The sequence below is a fragment of the Citrobacter sp. CRE-46 genome (assembly GCF_059615875.1).
The window spans coordinates 4,014,009-4,037,095 of sequence record NZ_CM184341.1 but is presented as its reverse complement, the minus strand read 5'-3'; the positions used below and the strand labels follow the sequence as shown (position 1 = coordinate 4,037,095).

Genomic DNA, 23,087 nt, shown 5'->3' with positions numbered 1-23,087 from the left:
TTATATTTAACAGTCAAATCACAGAAAGCTTACCAGGCCAACGGCGGTGAATCATGGAAACCAATATCGTAGAAGTTGAGAATTTTGTTCAGCATTCTGAAGAGAGGCGAAGTAGCGCGTTTGCGCGCGAAGTGAAGCAATATCTGGAACGTTATCCCAACACGCAGTTTGTCGATGTGCTGTTAACCGACCTTAACGGTTGTTTTCGCGGTAAACGCATTCCCGTGTCGGGATTGTCTAAGTTAGAGAAGGGCTGTTATTTTCCCGCATCGGTGTTCGCGATGGACATTCTGGGCAATGTGGTGGAAGAGGCGGGATTAGGACAAGAACTTGGCGAACCGGACAGGACCTGTGTGCCGGTACTCGGAACGTTAACCCCTTCGGCCGCCGATCCGGAATTTATTGGCCAGATGATGCTGACAATGCTGGATGAAGATGGCGCTCCCTTTGACGTTGAGCCGCGGAACGTTCTCAACCGACTCTGGCAGAAAATGCGCCAGCGCGGTTTGTTCCCCGTCGTAGCGGTAGAGCTGGAGTTCTATTTACTCGATCGCAAGCGCGATCCCGAAGGTTATCTGCAGCCGCCATGCGCGCCGGGAACGGACGATCGTAATACCCAAAGTCAGGTTTACTCCGTTGATAACCTGAACCACTTTGCTGATGTGCTGAACGATATCGACGAACTGGCCCGTCTGCAGTTGATCCCGGCCGACGGTGCGGTGGCCGAAGCATCTCCTGGTCAGTTTGAAATCAATCTCATCCATACCGATAACGTACTCGACGCCTGTGACGATGCGCTGGCGCTGAAGCGCCTGGTGCGGCTGGTGGCGGAGAAACATAAGATGCATGCCACCTTTATGGCAAAGCCCTATGAGGAGCATGCCGGTAGCGGGATGCATATCCACATCAGCATTATGAATAACAAAGGCGAGAACGTGCTGGCCGATGCGAATGGCGATGATTCCGCGTTACTTAAGCGTGCGCTTGCCGGGATGATTGATCTGATGCCCGCGTCGATGGCGCTGCTGGCGCCAAATGTGAACTCTTATCGTCGCTTCCAGCCGGGGATGTACGTCCCTACCCAGGCTTCCTGGGGGCATAACAACCGTACTGTGGCGCTGCGCATTCCCTGCGGCGATCGTGATAATCATCGGGTTGAATACCGTGTGGCGGGGGCTGATGCCAACCCTTATCTGGTGATGTCGACCATTCTGGCCGGGATCCTCCATGGTCTGGATAACGAGCTGCCGTTACAGGAAGAGGTGGAAGGCAACGGACTGGAGCAGGAAGGTTTGCCGTTCCCGATCCGTCAGAGCGATGCGCTGTGGGAGTTTATGCAAAACGACAGTCTGCGTGAATTATTGGGGGAGCGTTTTAGCCACGTGTATCACGCCTGTAAAAACGATGAATTAATCCAGTTTGAACGTCTTATCACCGACACTGAAATTGAGTGGATGTTGAAAAACGCCTGACCGTCGAACAGGTCATTTAAAAAGAAGTCGCATCATGCGGGCTGAGCGGAGCCAGCCCGTAAAAATTGCAGGAATACCTGCCATTTCCCGGATGTCGCGTAATGGAGCGCGGGCGACAACGGGTCTTCAGATAACCGACAGAGTTTGTGACGAGGAAATGTGATGATGCCAGTGTTTAAAAACCAGCCCCGCGTGAGCATCCATGGCTCCCGCAGTAAGTACGGACCACACCTTTGCCGTACGACATTGACGCCTTACTTTTGGAGATCCGCCCCGACACGACTCAGGTTTGCGTTACCAACGTTTCGAACGCAGACCTGGACTCGTTGCGGGGAGGATCGCTATGTCGACTAATTCTCCTGTGGACGTTGCAGCCCAGCCGGGCAAAACACAACTGCGAAAATCCCTGAAACTGTGGCAGGTGGTGGTGATGGGGTTGGCCTATCTCACGCCGATGACGGTGTTTGACACCTTTGGGATTGTTTCGGGCGTCAGCAATGGCCATGTTCCGGCCTCCTATCTGCTGGCCCTGGCGGGGGTGCTGTTCACCGCCATCAGTTACGGTAAGCTGGTACGCCAGTTTCCGCAGGCCGGTTCGGCCTACACCTATGCGCAAAAAGCCATCAATCCGCACGTGGGGTTTATGGTTGGCTGGTCGTCGCTGCTTGACTACCTTTTCCTGCCGATGATTAACGTCCTGCTGGCGAAAATTTACCTCTCCGCGCTGTTCCCGGAGGTTGCGCCATGGATTTGGGTGGTGATGTTCGTGGCGATCCTCACCGCGGCCAATTTGAAAAGCGTTAATCTGGTGGCGAACTTCAATGCGCTGTTTGTGCTGGTGCAGGTGGCGATAATCGCCGTGTTTATCTTCCTCGTGGTACAGGGACTGCATAAAGGCGAGGGGGTCGGCACCGTCTGGTCGCTGCAACCATTTATTAGCCAGAATGCACATTTGATCCCAATAATCACCGGGGCGACCATCGTCTGCTTCTCGTTCCTCGGCTTTGATGCGGTGACGACGCTTTCTGAAGAGACGCCGGATGCGGCGCGTACCATCCCGAAAGCTATTTTCCTCACCGCCCTGTACGGTGGGTTGATCTTCATTGCCGCTTCGTTCTTTATGCAGCTGTTTTTCCCGGATATTAGCCGCTTTAAAGACCCGGATGCGGCGCTGCCGGAGATTGCGCTGTATGTCGGCGGCAAACTGTTCCAGTCCATTTTCCTGTGTACGACTTTTGTGAATACGCTGGCGTCAGGCCTGGCGTCACATGCCAGTGTATCTCGTTTGCTGTACGTGATGGGCCGGGATAACGTCTTCCCGGAGAAGTACTTCGGTTATGTTCATCCGAAATGGCGCACCCCTGCGCTAAACGTCATTATGGTCGGCATTGTGGCGCTGTCGGCGCTGTTTTTTGACCTGGTGACCGCCACTGCGTTGATTAACTTTGGCGCGCTGGTGGCCTTTACGTTCGTCAATTTGTCGGTGTTTAACCACTTCTGGCGGCGTGAAGGACGTAAACATACCTGGCAGGAGAAATTGCACTATCTGGTATTGCCAATGGTTGGCGCCGCCACGGTTGCCGTACTGTGGGTCAATCTGGAGGTGACATCGCTGACGCTGGGACTGGTATGGGCCGGGTTAGGGTTGGTGTATCTCGCCTGGCTGACCGGACGTTTTCGTAAGCCGCCGCCGCAGTTTGACGCGGCGAAAACTGAGCGGGCCTGGGAGTAATGGAAGCGGAATCAACAATAGCTTTCGGCTGAATTGGGCTAAAAATAAAATACGCTATGCCGCGGCAGACAGTTGCGGCATAGCTGCTTTAATTAATGTACAGCTTGCATTAGGCAATAAAAAAACCGGCACGGGAGCCGGTAAGTGAATCAATGTTGTAAGATAATTATTATTATAATAACTGAATTACAATTGAGCTAACTCTATAGGAACGGGTTTTCCTATATGGTATCCCTGTAACCAACCAATACCCATCGTGATTAGCATCTTTTCAATTTCCTCATTTTCAACAAACTCCGCGACGACTTCCATTTTTTTCAGTTTCGCCACTTCGCAGAATGATCTGACCGCGCATCGACTAAACTCATCGGTCAGAATATTACGGATGAATGAGCCATCAATCTTCAGAATGTCAGCGTCTAACGTTCGTAAACGAGAATAACTGGATGCTCCGGTTCCAAAATCATCAATAGCAATTTTCGAACCGGCTTTACGTAATGCTCTCAGAACATCAGTGACATTGGCGTTATCAATGATATCTGATTCAATGACTTCAAAAATGATACGTTCCGGTGCGATGGCGTATTTTCTAAACAAGGTGAAAACATTATCAAGAAAATCAATTTTATTAAGCGAATCTGGGGTCAGGTTAATAGAAAAATGGCTGTTGGGTTCAGATTTCTGTCGTGACTGTATAAAACGAAATGTCTGTTCAATCACGGTGATATCCAGCGCAGGGAGTAGTCCTGCCTCGCGTGCAACCGGTAGGATGGTATCTGGAAAGATTAATTTACCATCAACCATTTTTATCCGAATAAGTATCTCGTGATAACGTGTCAGTCCAGTGGTTGACACGATCGGTTGAACAACCAACATTGTTGATACGATAGGTTGGGCCATAAGTTCAAACGATTGTCTGTCGATAGCTTTTTGCAACATATGACGAATCACAGCCTGACTGACAATTCTATCACCCGGCATTTGTGGGTTGAGTAATAACGGTTGCCCCTGCATCAACGAGATGTAACTTTGGGTATTAAGCTGCTTAATAGCTAGCGATAAATTTTTAATCAGGTTTTTCTCGGTGGTATACGCCATACCGCAAGATAACCCCAATTGGTAGTCTTTCCAGATAAAACGGAAAGAGTTTAGTTTTTTATACAGTTCAGAAATGTCAGGTATGGCATTAAGGCGAAGAATTATCCCGTGACCTGGGGCATAATAGATATTATCGTCACCGCTTATTAATTTACGCACATAGGTGCTTAACCCTTTTACAAACTCAAAACGGAACTCGATACCATGCGTTTGCTCTAGCGTGTTCAGTTCAGTACAACGGATGTAACACAGACACTCAGTTGAGTATTTACGAATATCCATTTGCAGGGCCTGAAAGTTAGGCAGTCCAGTATTAGGCTCTGATCTAAAAAGTTGTTTGAGGCGTCGGAGGTATTTTCGGTTACGAATGGCAAGTACACCGGCAACGACAATCGTCAGCGAAAAGACAAACACGACCGTAGAAGAAATCACCAGACTATGTAAATAGTTTTTATCGTCAGCGGGTGGGATATAACTATTTATGTTATATCCTAGCAAGATGAGCATCGCTACCCAAACAGGGGATATGAAAGCATGACCAATACAGATCACTCCCCATAGCATGAGCGGAAGAAGCCACAGTAATGAGTAGTCAGTAAATATGAGTATATCCTGTCTGCTGACAATCAAAGCAGACATAATGCAGACTAACAGGACCAGCCATAATACTTGACATAAAATAGGTGGGCCGGATTTTATCAATGTCTTCACATGCCTGATGTGTAAAATACACCACACTGGATTTTGAACGCTTCTGAGCAACAGGTAACAAAAAGGGATCCCTGTCAGGCAAGAGTTCATCAACCACTGCAAGTTAATTAATGTTTGCAGTGTAAAAAGATGAGTCATTGGTTCAGAAATAACTCGCGACTGGAACCAGTGCTCAATCGAGATAAAGAGTAATGAATTGCAGCACACCAGCCAAACAATACGTAGGGTTGTAAGCTGGCTGCGGCCAAAGCTTACGGCACTTCGTTTACCTGTCGAGAACACATAGAATGTCTGGCTAATGAGTGCGGCCAGTACCTGAGCTGATAACGTTAGCAGCGAATCTAATGAGTAAGAGTAGAGCGCATACAAGAAAAAGGCACCTAAAATGGGGAATGCCTTTTGCCTGTATAAAACCAGTAATGCGGAAATGAGAGGTAAAGTGAGATCGTAAAAATGCAGGGTTGCACCCGCAATATCTTCCTGCTTACTGAGATGACCAGCGACAAACTGTAAAGTAAAAAATGCGATGCCTACACAAAAATAGTCTTTAAATGTATTAACGAAATTTATATTTTCCGTTTTTTTTAACGATATCATCATGCGCAATTCTCAGTAAGTTATCACCGCTCTCAATGTAAGCTATCTACTTAAAACCTGTTAGCCCGGGTGCTGAAAGTGTGTATTTTTGGATGTTCTTGCTAATCGAAATCTATTTGAATAGATGTTATGTAAATTTTTAAGCGTAATCCTTGATAATTTTCTGGTGCGACACAACGCAAGAGAGAAGAATTTTTCTGACTGCGCTGGTAATAAAAATGCCGTCAATAGCATTTATTTCATACAGAATATACGATCGATAAAAACGATCAATATAAATATTTTGATAGATTTAAACGATAGGTTTGGCAGATCGTAAATACGATGAAAGATCGATGAAAGCTATTGAAATGTTATTAATTAATGTTATTTATTTCATTATTGTTAATTTTGTTGCTTTGTTTTTTAAGTTACTCTGTGGTCATACCTTTCTAAGGAAATCTTTTTTTTGTAGCCAGGAACGCGAGTCTCCCCACTCTCCTGCAAAACATGCCATCGCGAATGATTAACAGGGCTGCTGCTGCGTCGCGCAGTGAATTCCAACGCCGCCAGCCGATTGACCGAAGGCCCGCACAGGCACGTGGCGAGTAGCATACCCAATCCTTGCCTGACGAACGAACATCTTGTCATCATGGGAATAATCTTTGCGTATTTTCACCTGACTGCAGGCGAATAAAATAATAATAGATAATAACGCGAGTGCGCATAATTTTATTAAATAATTAAGTTATGGATGGTGCTGGCTGATATTAAAACTTCTCAGCTATATATAATTTATATTTATTAACTCTATTTTACCATGCAGGTTTACGTTGAGGCCGCCATCTGGCGGGCCTTGGCGCAGATTGTGATCAGACCGAATGTTCTGCTGTATTTATCAATGTCGCCTATCGCGTGGACTATAGTAAAGATGGCCGCTATTTCTCATCATTAATCACCGTGAGTGGGGGACGTGAATGAAGAAAATACTGATGTTAGTTGGCGATTATGTCGAAGATTATGAAACGATGGTTCCTTTCCAGGCGTTGCAAATGCTGGGCCATCGTGTTGATGCAGTCTGTCCGGATAAGCGTCAGGGGGATTACGTTCAAACGGCGATTCATGATTTTGATGGGGCGCAAACCTACAGCGAAAAACCGGGACACCGTTTTACGTTGAATGCGAATTTTGCCGAAGCACGGGCCGTTGATTACGACGCGTTGGTGATCCCCGGCGGGCGCGCTCCGGAATATCTCCGTCTGAACCCGGAGGTCATTCAACTGGTGCAGGATTTCAATTCAGCGGGTAAACCTATCGCCGCCGTCTGCCATGGCCCTCAGCTATTGGCGGCAGCAGGGATATTAGAAAACCGTACCTGTAGCGCCTATCCGGCCTGCGCGCCTGAAGTGCGTTTGAGCGGCGGACATTATGCGGATATCGGCATTGATCAAGCCTACGTCGACGGTAATCTGGTGACTGCGCCAGCCTGGCCCGCGCATCCGCAGTGGCTGGCTAAATTTGTTGAAGTATTAATGCAGCCAGCGGCAAAGTGATGAGCAAGTCGGTATAACCTCCCGGCTATACCGACCACACATCTTACCTCTTCATGAGTGCGAACACGCCCCAGCCGATGTATTCCCGGGTGAAGGTGACGTGGCGTCCCGGTGAACTTCTCAGTTGCTCCCTGACTTCAGTTGCAAACTCATCGTCCTGATTAGCTTCCAGCCAGCGGCGCATCGTCAACCATTTTGCCGCCTCGTACCTGTCCCAACCTTCCTGGTCAGCCAGAACCATTTCAATCACGTCATAGCCGAGCAGATCAAAAGAAGCAATGAGTTCCGCCAGGGAAAGAAAATCGGCGACAGCGGTCGCGCCGCAGGACTGGGCGATTTCCTCTGTTGCGGGTATCTGGCGCCAGTACGGTTCACCGATGAGTATGATTCCGCCAGGCTTAAGACTCTGCTCCAGTTGTCTGACCGTTCCGGCGACGCCGCCTGCAATCCAGGTTGCGCCCACGCAGGCGGCAATATCGCATTTTTCTTCAGCGATATAGCCCGTTGCATCGGCGTGGACAAAACTCACCTGCTGACTGAGGCCCAGTTCTGCTGCGCGCAGCGTTGCCTGCTTGCTAAACAGCTGGCTCATATCGATACCGATGCCGAAAATGCCATGATCGCGCGCCCAGGTGCACAACATCTCGCCCGAGCCGCTGCCGAGATCCAGAATGCGGGTTCCCGGTTCCATGCGCAGCACCTGGCCTAACGTGGCGTATTTCTGCGCGGTGAACGGATTATGGATGCGATGAGCGCTTTCGCTGATAGTAAAAATTTTTGGGATATCCATCTCTCTCTCCTTAGCGATTATCCAGTTGGGCGCGAACGTTGTTCAGCCCGGTAGTATTGATGCGATAGGGCTGACCATTGACAGATTTGATCAGCTTTTTGGTTCTGAGTTTTTTGAACACGGCGAGGGTGCAGTCGCAGAGCAGTAGTCCTTCGCGGCTGTAGCATTCGACGGAGGTGACGCGGCCTGAGGCGTCGCGGACGTGAACGATACGACCACCTTTGGCGAGAACGTGTAAGGTACGTTGTTCCTGACGGGATAAATTCATACTGGAAAACCTGTTTAATCATCATGTGCAAAACGTGCAAACACACTGCGGTGTCCGCATTCGATTTCGGCGCATTGATAACCAGTCCGTCCTGAAAAGGTCGGCAAGCTGATTATCTGATAATTACATTCTCCAGCATCAAAGCCTCGGGTTGAGTTGAAAGGTATTTACCTGATGAATCATACCAGCCAGAATCTCCAGAGAAAACTCCTTGTACATAAAATGTGATCTATAGCGAGTTATAGCGTTTAGTGACTTTATTAACTGCAAATTTTTGTTATGTCAGGTGTCTATTAAAATATTAAATTAATTTGATATTCTGTCTGCGCATAAGGTGTTATCTGTGGTAACGCGGCACTGTGAGCGCATTTGGGGCCACGCAATTGATTAGGATGGATTAATCTTTTTGTCACTTTATTTGCTGTTTTGATAAGGCGTTTTTTATTATTTTAATGTTTTTCGACCGAATTTGTGATTAAGTGATTTTAAGAATTTTCTTAATGCGATGAATTGTGTATACTCGGTTCCGCAAGAAGCTCTTCCGTTATCACTAAAACTATAAATCTGTCCTTAACACCCGTATTACCTCTGCCCTGAATCTCTTCTCAGGGCAGAGGTTTTTTTTGCCGGTGCAGGATTTTATTAATCACCAATATATACCAATATTATGGTGGGTAATGTTTAAAATTAATGGTTAGGGAAGTATTATCCATCGATAATAAGGTAATGTCGAATAGTATCATAATGAATCTATTTACCAGGGGACTATATAGCGTTTCTTATAATTCACGGTTTTTCAGTATGATAGAAATTTTTGCTATTGATATAATTGTGAGTTTGCTCACGGATTTTAGCGCGCTAAGTGGCTATTTCTAGAGAAGTGCAAACGGTTGCATGTTGCTGACACCGTATTCGTTCATTAAAAAAATATAGCAATGCTATCTCTTGGGCCGGTATAGAGAAGTGGAGTCTAAATGATTTCTATTATCTCTTAGGCTTACGAGTGCCGTTTATGATTTCTGTTAGCTAAACACCATGGGAAATAGCAGTGAACATGGACAGGGAGTATGGTTTTACCCATCAGTAAGGCGTTTTTGTCACCGACGTAATGACTCATCTCATTATATTCATATATATACCCGTCATACTTCGAGCTGCATGTGCGTTGACTTTCCTCGCTCGCCCAGTCACGTACTTATGTACGCTCCTGGGAATTCGCTGCGTCGCCGCCTTCCTGCAACTCGAATTATTTAGGGTATAAATCAACGTCGTAATGCTCATAAAATCAGCGTTCCGGGATGAACGCTGATTTTATCTGGTTCCCTGTTTAATATCACTCGCGCTGTACGCGAGCCCCTCTCACAGTATTTCGTCAATAAAATATTAAAGGACCTCCTGGAATGGATATTGTTGAACGTTTTATCAACTACACCAAAATTAATACCACGACTTCAAGAGAAAATGGCGCAAATGGGATAATGCCTTCTTCTGCTGGTCAAATGGTACTGGCAAAACTGCTTGCAGCAGAACTTGAAGCATTAGGAATGGAAAACATTGAGGTCAGGGATACCGCCATCGTAACGGCGACACTGCCCGGGAACACCGATGACACGGTTCCTGTCGTTTCATTCTTTGGACATCTGGATACCAGCGCGGAACAGACTGCGGACACAAATGCGCAACGTCTTCACTATAGCGGTGGGGATTTGTGCCTGAACAAAGAACTGAATATTTTTCTGCGCGAAAGCGAGTTCCCGGAACTGAAAAATTATATCGGTGATGATCTATTGGTCACTGACGGCACCAGCCTGTTAGGGGCTGATGATAAAGCAGCCATCGCCGCAATTATGAACGCATTACAGTATCTGGTGGCACATCCGGAAATCAAACATGGGCCGGTGAAGGTGGGTTTTGTGCCTGATGAAGAGCAAGGATTGCGTGGCGCAAAAGCTTTTGATGTTGCCAGCTTCGGCGCTGATTTTGGTTACACCCTGGATTGTTGCGGTATCGGCGAGTTTGTTTATGAGAACTGGAATGCGGGCGATGCGGAAATCATCTTTACCGGCCAGTCTGCGCACCCCATGTCAGCCAAAGGTAAGCTGAAGAACTCGCTGCTGATGGCGCATAAGTTTATTGCGATGCTGCCTGGCGGAGAAGCGCCTGAATATACGGAAGGGCGCGAAGGTTATTACTGGGTTAAGCAGTTGCAGGGTAACAGCGCCCGCACGGTGCTTAAGCTGGATATCCGCGACTTCACTGAAGAAGGCTATAAGGCGCGTATGGCATTTATCCGTCAGCTTGCCGTCAGTACCTGCGCACTATGGGGCGAAAATAGCGTGGTCTGTCATTTAGCCGATCGCTATGCGAACGTGTTCAATAGTTTGCAGGGTGATGCTCACTACCCGATTGATATTGCATTACGCGCCTATCAGAAATGTGGGATTACCCCGGCACCTGTCGCCATGCGCGGCGGATATGATGGTGCGGTTTTATCGCAGAAAGGATTGCCTTGCCCGAATATTTTTACCGGCGCCCATAATTTTCACTCTATTTATGAATATCTGCCGGTGCGTTCACTGCGGGCCGCCAGCGATGTCGTGGTTGCGGTCATTGAGGAAACCTTTGCTGAGTTCACGCAGCGGAGAGCTCAGTCATGATTCAGGTGTTAATTGCCCTGCTGGTTATCGTGGTGGTCGCTCGTCTGATTCTGAAAGGTTATCGTGCGGAACCCGTGCTATTTATTGCGGGCTTGGTGCTGATGATTTGCACCGCTCTCACCGGGTGGGGTTCCGTACTACCGAAAGGCGTTGCTGGCACAGGGATTTCCTTTCTCGATCCGTTCGAGGTTATGCGCGATCTCTTCAGCACGCGAGCCGCCGATCTTGGCCTGATGATCATGGCGCTGATGGGATTTGCGCACTACATGGATCATATCGGCGCCAATGAGGCGGTGGTGCGTGTCGTCACAAAACCCCTGCGTGCGCTGCGTTCGCCCTATATTCTGCTTTTTTTCTCGTACCTGCTCGCCAGTCTCCTGCAGTTAGCTATTCCTTCAGCCACTGGACTAGCCGTACTGCTGATGGGAACAATGTTCCCCATTATGCTGGGATTAGGGCTTTCCGCTGCCTCTGCTGCCGGGGTAATTGCCACCTCGCTGGGCGTGGCGTATACCCCAACGGCAATCGATGCTATCAGGGGATCGAAAGCGGTCAATATGGATGTGGTGGAATACGTGGTCTACCACCAGGGACCGGCTGCTCTGGCTACCGTTTTGGTCGTTGGAGTCTGCCATTTTTTCTGGCAGCGCTATTGCGACCGTAAAGCGGGGACCTTACCACGGGAAATCGGTAGCGCTGAAGTGACTGACTCAGGAACTGCGCCCGCATTTTATGCGCTGCTTCCCATGCTTCCAATACTGATGGCAGTGGGATCCTCTGAAATGTTCGTCAGTGGTATTAACCTGAATATCATTACCATTGTGCTTATTTCAATGGCTATTTGTATGTTGATTGAATGGCTGCGGGTGCGAGATTTAAAGGCGGTGTGCGAAGGATTTAGCCATTTTCTGAAAGGAATGGGGACTGCCTTTACCGGTGTGGTAGGCCTGCTGGTTGCGGCGGGGGTTTTTGCTCATGGTATTAAAGTCATTGGTGCGATTGATCAATTAATCCTGATGGCCGAACATGTGGGTTTACCGCCATTTGCCATGGCGGTGGTGTTTGCGCTGGTGACGCTTGCGGCGGCTATCATTATGGGATCGGGTAATGCGCCATTTCTTGCGTTCGTTGAGCTTATCCCGCAAATCGCTGCCAGTATGGGGGCGAACGCCGTGGCCATGATTCTGCCGATGCAGCAGGCATCGCATATGGGACGGGCCATTTCACCGGTATCTGGCGTCGTGATCGCCGTTTCCAGCGGGGCAAAAATAACTCCATTCGATGTGGTTAAACGCACCGCCGTACCGTTGATTGTCGGCTTTGTTACGCATACGCTAATCATCGGTATTTTCTACTAACAATTGCAGGCCCAGACAAACCTCCGGTTTATTGAATCTGGAGGTTTTCTGGTTTGATACATTGTTGTATTGATTACGCGGGATAATTATTAGTTTTCATCTTTATCGAGCTATTCTTATTATTTGTGGCCAATCTTGTTAACTATAAATGATTAATAAAAATAATGTGTTTCATGGCTCTTTTTTTACATTGAGATAAATTAATCTGGATCATATTATGCTGGTTTTAGTTGTAGTAGGTTTTTAAATTGAGTAGTAACAAATTAAATACAATAATGATTTTTCTGGGTAGGTTTTAAGTGGTAAAAAATTTAGGAAAAGTGAGTAAATCGAGGCATCATTATCAGGATGAGCTGGAAGCGTTCACCTGGAGCGCGTTAGTGGCAATTGGTATCGCATTACAGGATCACAAGATCCACTCTAAAATGTCAGAGCATATTTTTATTATGCATTGGTTGGCCATCGCAAAAAAAAGAAAACTCTTTTCACGAAGTGTGGCCAATGAGCTTCAATGGTTAATTGATGAAGGTAAGAAAAAAAGCATCAATGCACAACTAAAATTTAAAATAGAATACTTGTACGCCACCTCAAGTGGTGATGTGACAATGCAAAATGATTATTTTAAATTCACCCACACGATTGAAATGTTGAGAAATAATGGATGGCAGAACTTTCTACTCACACCAGAGAAGTGGCGTGACCTGCATGATAAGATTAAAGTGAGAAAGGGTAACTTTATTTTTATGGATGATACCAGACTCCAGGAGTGCTTTGGTGCTCAGGGCGAGATAGTCAAACCTTTCTGTATCCGGGTGTATGGCGATGTTGAGTTCGCAAAATTAACCTTCATCAAACACCACCTGCCGGTAGAGTTTGTGAAAGATATTTCAAATGAATTTCATCACTTCCAGTTTCTTACTGATAAGTAATGATTAGAACAAGTTATGAACAGAGAATTGTTAAAGCAAAAGTTAGAGATCGAGACCGAATGGATTAGGCTGTCTGATACCGCTGACAATTTATCTATATCTTTTCGGGGCATTCTCGAGATTGGCGAAAGTTCTTCTGCGCCAGATAACAGCACGCCGCTACTCCGGTTAGAAAATGAAATGGCGACAATTGCAGTTGATTCAATGTCATGGGTAAGGGTGCCGGCAGATCGTCAGGAAAAAGTGACCGTCTATATTCTCTGACGTTTGGCTGGTGCTTTGTTCGCTTGATGTCGGTCAGATACGGCTATCTGGCCCATACTCAGTGGCGCATTGTATTTAATATAACTATTTTCTCATCCATAAATAATATTAATGTTGGTTTTTTATAGTGTAATTGTTCCCGGTAATAAAACGGCGATTTGCCGCCATGTGCACCACGGTGTACGTAATTTATTATGCTAAGTTGAGCGGGGATACTTTCTCATAATTAACCATTTTATAGGTTAAGATATTACGTGGCGTGTCGATAACAATTTAGTCATAGATGATTGGCTAATTGTTATGGAGATGTTCAAATGTTAAAGAATATGAGGATTAAAACCAGTCTGTTATTATTGCTTTTGGTATTTACCTTTATGCAGTTCCTTTCTAATGGGTTTGAGTTGGTCGATCTCAAAGGAAATCAAAAAAGTACCCTTCTACTGCATAATATAGTAAAGGAACAGGATTCACTGCATAACGTCGTTGGGGCTGTTTATAAAGTAAGAAGCGTTCTTGATAATATCCAACTGCAAGATATGGCTGCTACCCAACAGACATTGCGACAGGTGCAGGATGAGATAGCTTATGCCAGAAAGCAGTTCGCTATTTTTTGGGATATACCAGGACTGACGGCGGATGATCCCCAGATTGGTAAAATCGTCAGAACTGCTTTTGAGCAACAAATGAATGCTGAGCAAAAGTATGTTGATAAATTAAATGAGGCTATTTCTGACGGTAGTATTGTTGGTACACAAACAAATGCCAACACAGAGGTGCTGGCTTTGCGAAAAAATTTTGATAAGGAGATTGAGAGCTACTACAAATCAACCATGTTGGTCGGTAAAAATATCGTTGAGCAGACACACGTTCAGTTTAATGCCTCAATACTTAAAATATCCTTGCTGCTGGCCGTTACGGTTCTTATCTTTATTCTCTGCAATATCTGGATAAACCGAACAATCATTCGGCCATTAAATATCGTGTCTGAGCATTTTTCACGGATTGGTAAAGGCGATCTGAGTCATCCCGTTATGGTGCCGGGTAACAATGAAATTGGCTTACTGTGTTTAAATTTACAACATATGCAAAACGGTCTGCGGGAGACCGTCAGTACGATTCGCGATGGCGTTGAGTCTATTAATATCGGCATGCAGGAAATTGCTTCGGGTAATTCAGACTTATCAACCCGAACGGAGCAACAGGCTGCGGCCGTGGTTGAAACGGCGGCCAGTATGGAACAGATTTCCGTAACAACCAAAAATAACACCGATAAATCACATCAGGCGTCTGCCATGACGAGTGAAAGCACGGAAATGGCATTGCGTGGCGAGCGCTTAATGAGCGACATGGTTGAGAAAATTCACCTGATCAGCCGCAACGCGCAAAGCGTGAATGAAATATCTCATGTCATTGATAGTATTGCTTTCCAGACCAATATTCTCGCCTTAAACGCCGCGGTAGAAGCGGCGCGCGCTGGCGAATCCGGGCGTGGATTTGCCGTTGTGGCGAGTGAAGTCAGAACCCTTGCCCAACGTAGCGCTTCCTCAGCGAAAGAAATCAGCGAACTGGTGGCCAAGGCGGCAATCAGCGTCAAGGAAGGGGTGGAGATAGCTGAAAGCAGTGGGGCCATGATGGCGGACATTGCTAAGGCAATACGAAATATCAATATACTCATGGAAGATATATCCGGCGCATCGGGGGAACAGAGTAGCGGCATCGAGCAGATCCGCGTTGCTGTCACGCAAATGGAGCAAGTCACTCAGCAAAATGCGTCTCTGGTTGAGGAAATCGCCGCCACGACAGGCAGTGTGGAAGAGCAGTCGGCAATGCTCTCCCAGGCAGTGGCTGTGTTTCAGGTTGATGAAAAGCCGCAGCAGGGTACGCAGGACAAGCAGTAGAACATGCGCATCTCATCAGCTGTAAATTCAGTCTGATGAGATGGCTGGTTGTCGGGAGACAGTGCTTTAACCATATTGATAATAATTCTCATTATTATTGTTGTGTCGCGCAGGGAATGGTAATGTTGCTCCTGACCAAAAACTGTTAATCCCATTTTCTGTGCAGAAGACAGCATGAACAACACCACCACTCTGAATGCCTCCAGACGCGTAGCGCGTACTTTTTCCGTCAGCGAGTTTATGGATTTTGGTGAGCGTTATGGGATCGACTATTGCTTTCCCCTGCTGGCGCACAAGCCGGATTTGCCGTCCGCTAGCCCTGTGCTGCAAGGTGAAATTGAGGAGATGACGCTCCCCTGCGGGATGTGCGTGACGCACTCTGATGTACAGGTGTTGCAACCCTATGAAACCACCTCCCGCCACAGCAGTCCCTTGTATATGCTGGTGGTACTGGAAGGCTGCGTGATCCTCTCGTTTAACGGCCAGGAACACGTGGTGCGTTCCGGCATGGCGTTTAGCTCACGCCTGAGCGAGCACCAGACGATGCGCGCCCGCCATCATGCCGACTGCAAACTGCGAACCTTATCGCTCGGTCTGTATCCCGACGGCGCGTGGCGCACGGGGCTACTCGAATCGTTGATGCGTGAGTGGGAAAGATGCCAGACGCCGACGCTTATCTGGCAGGTGCCGGGATTTTTACTCAGCGGCCTGGAGTATGCGCAGCAGAGCGCGCTGAGCAATGTTTCTCGCCAGTTGATGCTGGAAGGGCTGATATTGCAACTGTTCGGCCATGGCCTCAGCGTATGCCAGGTCGAGAGCGGCAAACGCCTCGCCGCCAGCGGGGAACAGCAGCGGCTGGAAGTCGTTCGTCGCCTGTTGGAACAGAATCCCGAGAATGATCACACGCTCAATGAACTGGCGCAACGCGCGGCAATGAGCCCCAGTAGTCTGCGTAGCAAGTTTCGCGCAGCCTATGGCTGTTCGGTCTTTGATTACCTGCGCGATTGCCGCCTGGAACGCGCGCGCGGTTATTTACTGGAAGGATACAGCGTACAGCAGGCAGCCTGGATGTCGGGATATCAGCACGCCACCAACTTCTCTACTGCCTTTCGTCGTCGTTACGGTTTTTCGCCAGGTGATATGCTCAAGCTTTGCTAATCCATTTTTGCGTTTTGCGCACGTTGCTGGCAGACAATTTGGCACTGCGCATAGGTAATCTGGCATCCGGCATAGCTATCTCCGTCAGCAAAAAGGTAATAATTCTCACTTACAATTAGAAATGCCTTTGGAGATACTCATGTTCGCGAAGACTCGGTTGGCGCTGTTGGTAGGATGGGTGACCGGCAGCGTGGCTTTTCCTCTGCTGGCGCAGGAAACAACAAAAAACGATACGGTCGTTGTCACCTCGCAAATGCAGAGCGGGGCCACGAAGCTTGCCACGCCGGATATTGAAACCCCGCAATCGGTATCCATCATTACCCGCGAACAGTTTGAAGAGCAGGGCGCAACCAGCGTGCGTCAGGCCGTTAGCTATACGCCGGGGGTATACAGCAATCAGATTGGCGCCTCCAACCGCTTTGACTACATTGTGCTGCGCGGCTTCTCCGATGGCAGCCTGGACAACGTCTATCTCGATGGTCTAAAGATGATGGGCGACACCAACTCACACAGCTCGTTGGTGGTCGATCCGTGGTTCCTTGAAGATATCGAAGTGGTGCGCGGCCCGGCTTCCGTGCTGTATGGCCGTTCCTCTCCGGGCGGTATTGTGGCGCTGACGTCGCGTAAACCGTCGTTTGACGCGGGTGGGGAAGTTAAGCTGTTTGCCGGCAACAATAACCAGCGCGGCGCGGCGTTTGACGTCACCGGAGCGCTGGATGATAACGATCGTGTGGCGGCGCGCCTGAGCGGAATGACGCGTTACGCGGACTCGCAGTTTGGCCCATTAAAAGAAGAGCGTTACGCGCTGATGCCCAGCCTGACCTGGCGCATCACCGACCAGACGCGTCTGGATCTGATGGCCTATCTGCATCGCGACCCGGAAGGCGGTAGCCACTCCGGTCTGCCTTATGACGGCACCGTGGTTCCGCATTACGGGCAAAAGATCTCTAACACCTTTTACGAAGGTGAGGATGATTACGACAAATACGATCGCCGTGAAAACATGGTGGGCTACAATATTGAGCACATGTTTGATAGCGGCTGGTCGGTGCGGCAAAAGCTGCGCTATCTGCATACCGACGTTGAACTGAACCAAGTGTATGCGGCGGGCTGGTTGAACGAAACCGAGCTTAATCGCGGCTATTCCGGCTCTGATGAAAAAATGTCGGCGATTACGCTGGATAACCAGCTCGACGGCAGCTTTGATACCTGGCAGGTCAACCATCGTCTGCTGGTGGGCATTGATTATCAGGATCGCAGCAACAATACCACCGGCTACTACGGCGCATTCCCGCCGATCGACGCTTTTAACCCGGTGTATGGCGCGAAGCCGGATTATATCGACATGTATGCGCGTGAGAAGCACAAGCTGCGCCAGACGGGCTACTATTTGCAGGATCAGATGTCATGGGATCGCTGGCGTATTACGCTCGGTGGTCGCTACGATCAGGTCAGCGTTTCTAACATTGATAAGATCAACGATACCCGCAGCGATCTGGATAAAAACAACTTTAGTACCCGCGCCGCGTTGCTCTATTTGTTCGATAACGGCTTTGCGCCGTACGTGAGTTATTCCACCGCCTTTACGCCAACCAGCTTTGCCGATGAGAATGGCAATCTGCTGGAGCCGATGAAAGGCAAGCAGTGGGAAGCGGGGCTGAAATATGAGCCGGAAGGGCTTAACAGTCAGTTCAGCGCGTCGGTGTTCCGCATTAATCAAACCAATATCGCCACCAAAGAAGAGCCGACCGATCCGTACCGCTCGATTGGGGAAATTGAATCTGAAGGGGTGGAGCTGGAGGCGATTAGTCAACTGACGGACAGCTTCCGTCTGCAGGCGGCATATACCTACACCGACATCCGCTACAAGAAAAGCAGTCCGGAGGAGCAGGGCAAGCGTGCCGTATATGCACCACGGAATCAGGCCAGCACCTGGCTGAGCTACGATGTGAAAAGCGGCCCGCTGGATGGTCTGACGCTCGGCTCGGGCGTGCGTTATGTCAACGGAATCACCAGCGATCGTCTGAATACGCACACCCTGCCATCTTATACGTTGGTGGATATGGCGATTGGCTACGATTTAACGAATATCGGAATTAAAGGACTGAGCGCCCAGTTGAACGTCAACAACCTGACCGATAAACGCTACGTTGCGGCCTGTAACTCGCTCTCATACTGCTACTTCGGCGCTGAGCGCAGCATTGTCGGCAGCGTATCCTGGAAATTCTGATGCTTTAGCCGGATGGCGGCGCTGGCACCTTATCCGGCCTACTGTAGTGTGTAAATTGTAGGCCTGATAAGCGCAGCGCATCAGGCCTAGTGGATTGCGGCTATTGCGTAAAACCGTTTTGCATACAAATCTGCGCGCTGGTTCTCAGAGTGAAGGCGATTTTGTCTGGGTACTGGCTGTAATAGTTATGCTCTTCTTCCAGCCCTTTCGCCTGCGCCAGACGTACCGTTTCCAGTGAGCAGGTACGGTAGATCAGATCTTTATTCATATTGATCTGCTTCTCGCGCTGTTTGTCCGCAGACAGCGCCAGCCAGCTCTCTGACAGCGAGTAATCGTAGACTACCCGATTCCCTTTCGCCTGCACGTTCTCAATGGTAATGAATTGGTCGATTTTCAGTCTCGGCTGCCCACGCATTTTTTTCTTATCTTCTGCTGCGGCATATTGGGCCAGGGTATTAATATCCATACTGGCTATCTTCTGTTTATAAGTCTCGACATAGGCGGCGGGTTGCTGATAATGCTGAGCGTAAGCATTTCTTAATTCCCCGTCGCTCATCGTACAACCCGCCAGAAACAGAGGTAATAGCAGTGCCAGTTTTATTTTAGTCATAATGCTGTCCCGTTTATTATTGGATGTAGTCGCCCATAACATAATAGAAAATGAATGATCACAGGAGATAGTTAAGGTTGTATAAACCGGTGCGCGAAGGCACAAGTTCAATAGTCTTAAAATGGCGGAACAGGCGGGAAACCCTGCCAGAATTGGCAGGGTTATTAAAAATTAATGGCCGATCATTTTAGCCTTCGGGATCAGCTGGAAATACATGTGTTCGGGCACCGGCGTATCCCAGACATTGGCATAAACCGCATAGCCAATGGTGGCAAAAAGGATACCCAGCACCAGGATAGTCATGACAACGCCTGACAATGCCGTTTGCCGCCATAACGATTTGCCGTTTCCTTGTTCCCCCGCAGGGGTGTGCAGTGAAAAGCTCAGCGTAGAGGCCACCGGGCAGGATTCAACGCAGGTCATACAGCCGGTACATTCCACGGTACGCACTTGAATCAGTCGATCGACCGGGATAGTAGACGGGCAGTTTTTCGCACATTTCCCGCAGTCAATGCAACTGTCTGCATTACGCCGGATTTTAAACGGCGAGAGCAGAGAGAACAGGCCAAGCAGTGCGCCATAAGGGCACAGATAACGGCACCAGGCATTGCGAATAAACACGCTCAGGACGCTGATAATTATCAGGAAAATAAGCGTGGCGGAGCCGATATGACGAAAGAAATCGAGCATCTTCACGTCAATGATCATGCCATAGGCCGACATCAGAAAGTACTGGATTCCCTGGGCGGGCATCGACAGAGCGATATACAGAAAGAATCCCAACAGCAGATACTTCAGACTGAGCAGTGGGATATCCAGCCAGCGCGGCAGCGTGAAGTTGCGACCCAATACTTTTTTTCCCAGAGTACCAAGCAGTTCGGAAAGCGTGCCAACCGGGCATAGCCACGAACAGAAGGCTTTTTTTAACAACAAGCTAATCAGGATAAACGCAACTAACAGCAGCATGGAGGCGGCATGGATGGGCGGGAGAAAACCGGTCTCCAGCGTGTAGCGGATATTCATCAAACCCGCGATCGGCAGCCACCCCTCAATACCGCCGGGTCTTGGAATATAGACGCTGGTACCGGCAGTTTCAAAATAGCGGACCCAATAATAAAACGTCACGCCAATATAGATATTGCTGGCCAGCAGGAGAAACTGGGTGGCTTTTCGCCAGGTACTGGCGTTACGCCAGTCATTCCACGGCAATTTGCCTCCGGTCGTGCCTGGGCGGCGCTGCCAGCGCGTGCTCTTTTTCCCGTTCATGGTTTTACACTATCCCTCATATTTCCCCTCCCGCATTCAGAAGGCGTCATCATCGGGATATGCTAGCGCTATTCAGATTTAGTGTATTTGACTTACATCTTATTAAGCGGCTGTTATTTTTATAGCGCCAATAGGCCTGAATAAAAATAACAGCCCGATACTTATCGCAGGTCAGATAAATACCCTTAACGGGGTATTTATTTCTCCGTGGGAAAATAGGTTATTCCTGAAATATCTCTACGCGGTCGCGGCCATTACTTTTCGCCAGGTACAGCGCCCGATCGGCTTTATCAACCAACTGCTTGTAGTCAGGATGGTAGTCATATTCAGCGATGCCAATACTGACGGTGACAGAAAATACTTCTGTCGCTGAGGCCGCCATGCGCATCTCGGCAATTTTCATACGCAGCGTTTCGAGGATAATACTGGCCTGAGACTGATCTGACTCGACAAGCAGAATCATAAATTCTTCACCGCCGTAGCGGAAAACATAATCGCTGCTGCGAATATGATCATAAATAACCGCCGCGACGTTTTTGAGCGTCATATCACCGGTGTTATGCCCATAGTTGTCGTTAATTTGCTTAAAGTAGTCGATATCCAGCATCGCCAGGGTAAAGGGCTTCCGGGTATGTAACGCCAGCGAGATCTCACGGCGCATAATGGTCGGGATAAAGCGTCGGTTAAGTAATTGAGTCAATGAGTCTTTACCATTTTCCTGCTTGACCAGCGCGTCGAACATTGAGGCGAGCAGGAAATGGATTTTTGCCGAGAGCTGGCGTACATCCTGCAGCAAGCTCATCCGTTCAGGCTCTGTCGCCTGATGCTGATGCGACAGCGTGGTTGTCAGGCGGTTGTCGATTTCCGCAATCAGCGACTCCATTTCTTTCAGCAGATTGCTGTTACCCAGAATGTATTTTCCCTTATGCGCGAACCACATACCAAAATCAGAATTCGCCAAAAGGACCAGCTCACCGAAAGGCATTCCGGTGGCTATGTTATAGATAAACTGGTTTTCCCAGTCGGTAAATGAACGTATTTGCCGCTCGCGTTCGACGTTGACGTCATCGTAAATGGTCTGCAGGCGATACTGTTCCTGGGTATGCAGTGAGTTTTGATAGCTGGGAGAATAGGAGACGGTCATGGCCTCCAGGGCGGTATCCATTGCCAGACTGCTGAAACAGATGGCATCGCTCAGCAGGGCGGGCGAGTATTCCGCTTTCTTTTTCAGGACCCGATACAACTCATCTTTCAGCTTGCGCGCGCCGCGATTAACCAGATCGATAGGCAGCCCGATGCGGGCATGCACCACGCCAATTTTGCGCTGTTTTGCCAGCAGTTGTGAGAGGTCTTCATTCGCGCTACCAAGTACGCTGCGTAGCCAGTCAAACATACTGCCGCTGAGACGGGTGCTGACCTGTTCCGTATTGAGGAACAATGCGCTCTCCGCATGGGAGAGCATATAGTCATAAAAAACGCTCACTAAATGGCGGATCTCTTCGTCGCTTAATGATGTCAGGATCGTGTGAACTTCAGGGGATGTTTGACGTAACAACGCCTGCCATTCTGTAAGGAGTAATGTGTCGTTTACCGGAGCAACCTGTTCCATCTCACTGCCACTCAAAATGCGATTTAAAATTCAGGCGGTATTACGGACAATTACGTCACGATGGTCAAGTTAAACTCGCTTAACGATGGCTGATACCTTCATAAATAAGCCTGAGCGCGAAAACGCCGATAATGGCGCCTATCACCCGGCTGGCAACCCGCTGGATTCGTCCATACGCACGGCGTACGGTGGGCAAAGAAAACGCCTGGCTGAGAAAAATACGCCAGATAACGGAAGACAACACAATACCTGCCCAGGCCATGAGCCTCGCCCACGTAGGCGTTTCTGCGCTGAGGGTGACAGAGAAGATACTAATAAAAAACAGAACGGTTTGCGGATTAGATAAATCCGTTAATAACCCGCGGCGGAAAAATACATACCAGGGGGCGGAAATCGGCTGCTGTAACGTTGGCATTTGCGGTGTAGCCTGATGGCGAACACTATTCCAGGCAAACCATAGCAAGTAGGCGCCGCCGACAATTTTAATCAGTGAAAATATCTCTTCGCATTGGGTAATCAGCGTCGCCATGCCAAAGAGCCCGAGACCGGAGTAGAACGCATCGCCTAAGGCCACGCCCAGACCGGTCATCACCCCTGCGCGTCGTCCTGACGCCAGGCTGGTTTGCACCACCACGAACAGGTTAGCGCCGGGATTAAAAAAGGTTAAAACAAACAGGCTGATGGTAAGTACGACGGCGTGTAAAGGTTCCATAGACAACGATTCCATTAGTAAGAGCGGGCCTGGGGCATGCTTAGACTGCTAACACTATAATTTTAGCGCGCTCATCATTCTGCGTATTTACTCACACTGTATTGTGAAATGCGCCTAAATTTGCCAATAGCGTCTACGCCTGGTTTCTGTAACCAAGCAGCGCCGGATAATGCCGCGGCGTGGGATCTTCTGTTAT

The 23,087-nt window shown here is 48.6% G+C and carries 17 protein-coding genes and 1 pseudogene; 11 read left to right on the top strand and 7 right to left on the bottom strand.

What is annotated here, in order from left to right; translation table 11 throughout:
- Positions 1–53: 53 nt before the first annotated feature.
- A complete protein-coding gene (locus AC534G_RS19735; protein ID WP_085047687.1) occupies positions 54–1,472 on the top strand; it encodes a glutamine synthetase family protein in 1,419 nt (472 codons plus the stop codon).
- A 343-nt stretch (positions 1,473–1,815) separates the two neighbouring features.
- The gene (locus AC534G_RS19730; protein WP_038637934.1) at positions 1,816–3,204 is read left to right on the top strand and encodes an APC family permease; all 1,389 of its coding nucleotides are present in this window, start codon (positions 1,816–1,818) and stop codon (positions 3,202–3,204) included.
- A 186-nt stretch (positions 3,205–3,390) separates the two neighbouring features.
- Here AC534G_RS19730 and AC534G_RS19725 read toward each other — a convergent pair whose 3' ends face one another.
- The gene (locus AC534G_RS19725; RefSeq protein WP_110498669.1) at positions 3,391–5,613 is read right to left on the bottom strand and encodes an EAL domain-containing protein; all 2,223 of its coding nucleotides are present in this window, start codon (positions 5,611–5,613) and stop codon (positions 3,391–3,393) included.
- 953 nt (positions 5,614–6,566) lie between these two features.
- Here AC534G_RS19725 and AC534G_RS19720 point away from each other — a divergent pair.
- Positions 6,567–7,142: a DJ-1/PfpI family protein gene (locus AC534G_RS19720; RefSeq protein ID WP_087857002.1), complete on the top strand. Its 576-nt coding sequence runs from the start codon at positions 6,567–6,569 to the stop codon at positions 7,140–7,142.
- A 43-nt stretch (positions 7,143–7,185) separates the two neighbouring features.
- Here AC534G_RS19720 and AC534G_RS19715 read toward each other — a convergent pair whose 3' ends face one another.
- Positions 7,186–7,932 carry an SAM-dependent methyltransferase gene (locus tag AC534G_RS19715; RefSeq protein ID WP_110498668.1) on the bottom strand — a complete coding sequence of 249 codons (747 nt, stop codon included), beginning with the start codon at positions 7,930–7,932 and terminating at the stop codon, positions 7,186–7,188.
- Positions 7,933–7,942: 10 nt separating this feature from the next.
- On the bottom strand, positions 7,943–8,200 hold the full coding sequence (locus tag AC534G_RS19710; RefSeq protein WP_042310296.1) for a YjhX family toxin: 258 nt from the start codon (positions 8,198–8,200) through the stop codon (positions 7,943–7,945).
- A 1,400-nt stretch (positions 8,201–9,600) separates the two neighbouring features.
- Between AC534G_RS19710 and pepT the strand changes: the two genes are divergently transcribed.
- The 8 genes and pseudogenes from pepT to foxA all read left to right on the top strand — a co-directional run bounded on the left by pepT (position 9,601) and on the right by foxA (position 18,694).
- Positions 9,601–10,857 carry a peptidase T gene (gene pepT / locus AC534G_RS19705; protein WP_038637948.1) on the top strand — a complete coding sequence of 419 codons (1,257 nt, stop codon included), beginning with the start codon at positions 9,601–9,603 and terminating at the stop codon, positions 10,855–10,857.
- Positions 10,854–12,215 (top strand): C4-dicarboxylate transporter DcuC, encoded by a 1,362-nt coding sequence (dcuC, locus tag AC534G_RS19700; RefSeq protein ID WP_038637951.1) that lies wholly within the window; start codon positions 10,854–10,856, stop codon positions 12,213–12,215. Before pepT ends, dcuC begins: the two co-directional genes overlap by 4 nt.
- A 299-nt stretch (positions 12,216–12,514) precedes the next feature.
- A complete protein-coding gene (locus AC534G_RS19695; protein WP_069323895.1) occupies positions 12,515–13,144 on the top strand; it encodes a DUF2913 family protein in 630 nt (209 codons plus the stop codon).
- 15 nt (positions 13,145–13,159) lie between these two features.
- Positions 13,160–13,408 carry a hypothetical protein gene (locus AC534G_RS19690; RefSeq protein WP_233593148.1) on the top strand — a complete coding sequence of 83 codons (249 nt, stop codon included), beginning with the start codon at positions 13,160–13,162 and terminating at the stop codon, positions 13,406–13,408.
- A gap of 314 nt (positions 13,409–13,722) precedes the next feature.
- A pseudogene (locus AC534G_RS19685) lies at positions 13,723–14,451 on the top strand (Tar ligand binding domain-containing protein); the annotation flags it as partial.
- Positions 14,440–15,306, top strand: a complete 867-nt coding sequence (locus AC534G_RS19680) for a methyl-accepting chemotaxis protein (RefSeq protein WP_496594610.1) — start codon at positions 14,440–14,442, stop codon at positions 15,304–15,306. The pseudogene AC534G_RS19685 and the gene AC534G_RS19680, both read left to right, overlap by 12 nt.
- Positions 15,307–15,480: 174 nt before the next feature.
- Entirely contained in the window at positions 15,481–16,464 is a 984-nt protein-coding gene (locus tag AC534G_RS19675; RefSeq protein ID WP_038637962.1) for a helix-turn-helix transcriptional regulator, read from the top strand.
- 121 nt (positions 16,465–16,585) lie between these two features.
- Positions 16,586–18,694, top strand: coding sequence for a ferrioxamine B receptor FoxA (gene foxA / locus AC534G_RS19670; protein WP_110498666.1), 2,109 nt, complete (start codon positions 16,586–16,588; stop codon positions 18,692–18,694).
- 100 nt (positions 18,695–18,794) lie between these two features.
- Here the strand turns inward: foxA and AC534G_RS19665 are convergent, their stop codons facing one another.
- The 4 genes from AC534G_RS19665 to AC534G_RS19650 form a co-directional block, all read right to left on the bottom strand.
- Positions 18,795–19,304 carry a hypothetical protein gene (locus tag AC534G_RS19665; RefSeq protein WP_038637968.1) on the bottom strand — a complete coding sequence of 170 codons (510 nt, stop codon included), beginning with the start codon at positions 19,302–19,304 and terminating at the stop codon, positions 18,795–18,797.
- Between the two features lie 171 nt (positions 19,305–19,475).
- The gene (locus AC534G_RS19660; RefSeq protein ID WP_087857009.1) at positions 19,476–20,570 is read right to left on the bottom strand and encodes a 4Fe-4S binding protein; all 1,095 of its coding nucleotides are present in this window, start codon (positions 20,568–20,570) and stop codon (positions 19,476–19,478) included.
- 220 nt (positions 20,571–20,790) lie between these two features.
- A complete protein-coding gene (locus AC534G_RS19655) occupies positions 20,791–22,179 on the bottom strand; it encodes a diguanylate cyclase (protein WP_038637972.1) in 1,389 nt (462 codons plus the stop codon).
- Between the two features lie 79 nt (positions 22,180–22,258).
- Positions 22,259–22,891, bottom strand: a complete 633-nt coding sequence (locus AC534G_RS19650; protein ID WP_110498665.1) for a LysE family transporter — start codon at positions 22,889–22,891, stop codon at positions 22,259–22,261.
- Positions 22,892–23,087 lie beyond the last annotated feature (196 nt).

Coding starts and splice junctions, on each gene's coding strand:
- AC534G_RS19730 (WP_038637934.1), top strand. CDS start 1,816: ATGTCGACTAATTCTCCTGTGGACGTTGCAGCCCAGCCGGGCAAAACA.
- AC534G_RS19720 (WP_087857002.1), top strand. CDS start 6,567: ATGAAGAAAATACTGATGTTAGTTGGCGATTATGTCGAAGATTATGAA.
- AC534G_RS19725 (WP_110498669.1), bottom strand. CDS start 5,613: ATGATGATATCGTTAAAAAAAACGGAAAATATAAATTTCGTTAATACA.
- AC534G_RS19675 (WP_038637962.1), top strand. CDS start 15,481: ATGAACAACACCACCACTCTGAATGCCTCCAGACGCGTAGCGCGTACT.
- AC534G_RS19710 (WP_042310296.1), bottom strand. CDS start 8,200: ATGAATTTATCCCGTCAGGAACAACGTACCTTACACGTTCTCGCCAAA.
- AC534G_RS19650 (WP_110498665.1), bottom strand. CDS start 22,891: ATGGAACCTTTACACGCCGTCGTACTTACCATCAGCCTGTTTGTTTTA.
- AC534G_RS19735 (WP_085047687.1), top strand. CDS start 54: ATGGAAACCAATATCGTAGAAGTTGAGAATTTTGTTCAGCATTCTGAA.
- AC534G_RS19665 (WP_038637968.1), bottom strand. CDS start 19,304: ATGACTAAAATAAAACTGGCACTGCTATTACCTCTGTTTCTGGCGGGT.
- AC534G_RS19660 (WP_087857009.1), bottom strand. CDS start 20,570: ATGAACGGGAAAAAGAGCACGCGCTGGCAGCGCCGCCCAGGCACGACC.
- AC534G_RS19690 (WP_233593148.1), top strand. CDS start 13,160: ATGAACAGAGAATTGTTAAAGCAAAAGTTAGAGATCGAGACCGAATGG.
- dcuC (WP_038637951.1), top strand. CDS start 10,854: ATGATTCAGGTGTTAATTGCCCTGCTGGTTATCGTGGTGGTCGCTCGT.
- pepT (WP_038637948.1), top strand. CDS start 9,601: ATGGATATTGTTGAACGTTTTATCAACTACACCAAAATTAATACCACG.
- AC534G_RS19680 (WP_496594610.1), top strand. CDS start 14,440: ATGGTGCCGGGTAACAATGAAATTGGCTTACTGTGTTTAAATTTACAA.
- AC534G_RS19655 (WP_038637972.1), bottom strand. CDS start 22,179: ATGGAACAGGTTGCTCCGGTAAACGACACATTACTCCTTACAGAATGG.
- AC534G_RS19715 (WP_110498668.1), bottom strand. CDS start 7,932: ATGGATATCCCAAAAATTTTTACTATCAGCGAAAGCGCTCATCGCATC.
- foxA (WP_110498666.1), top strand. CDS start 16,586: ATGCCTTTGGAGATACTCATGTTCGCGAAGACTCGGTTGGCGCTGTTG.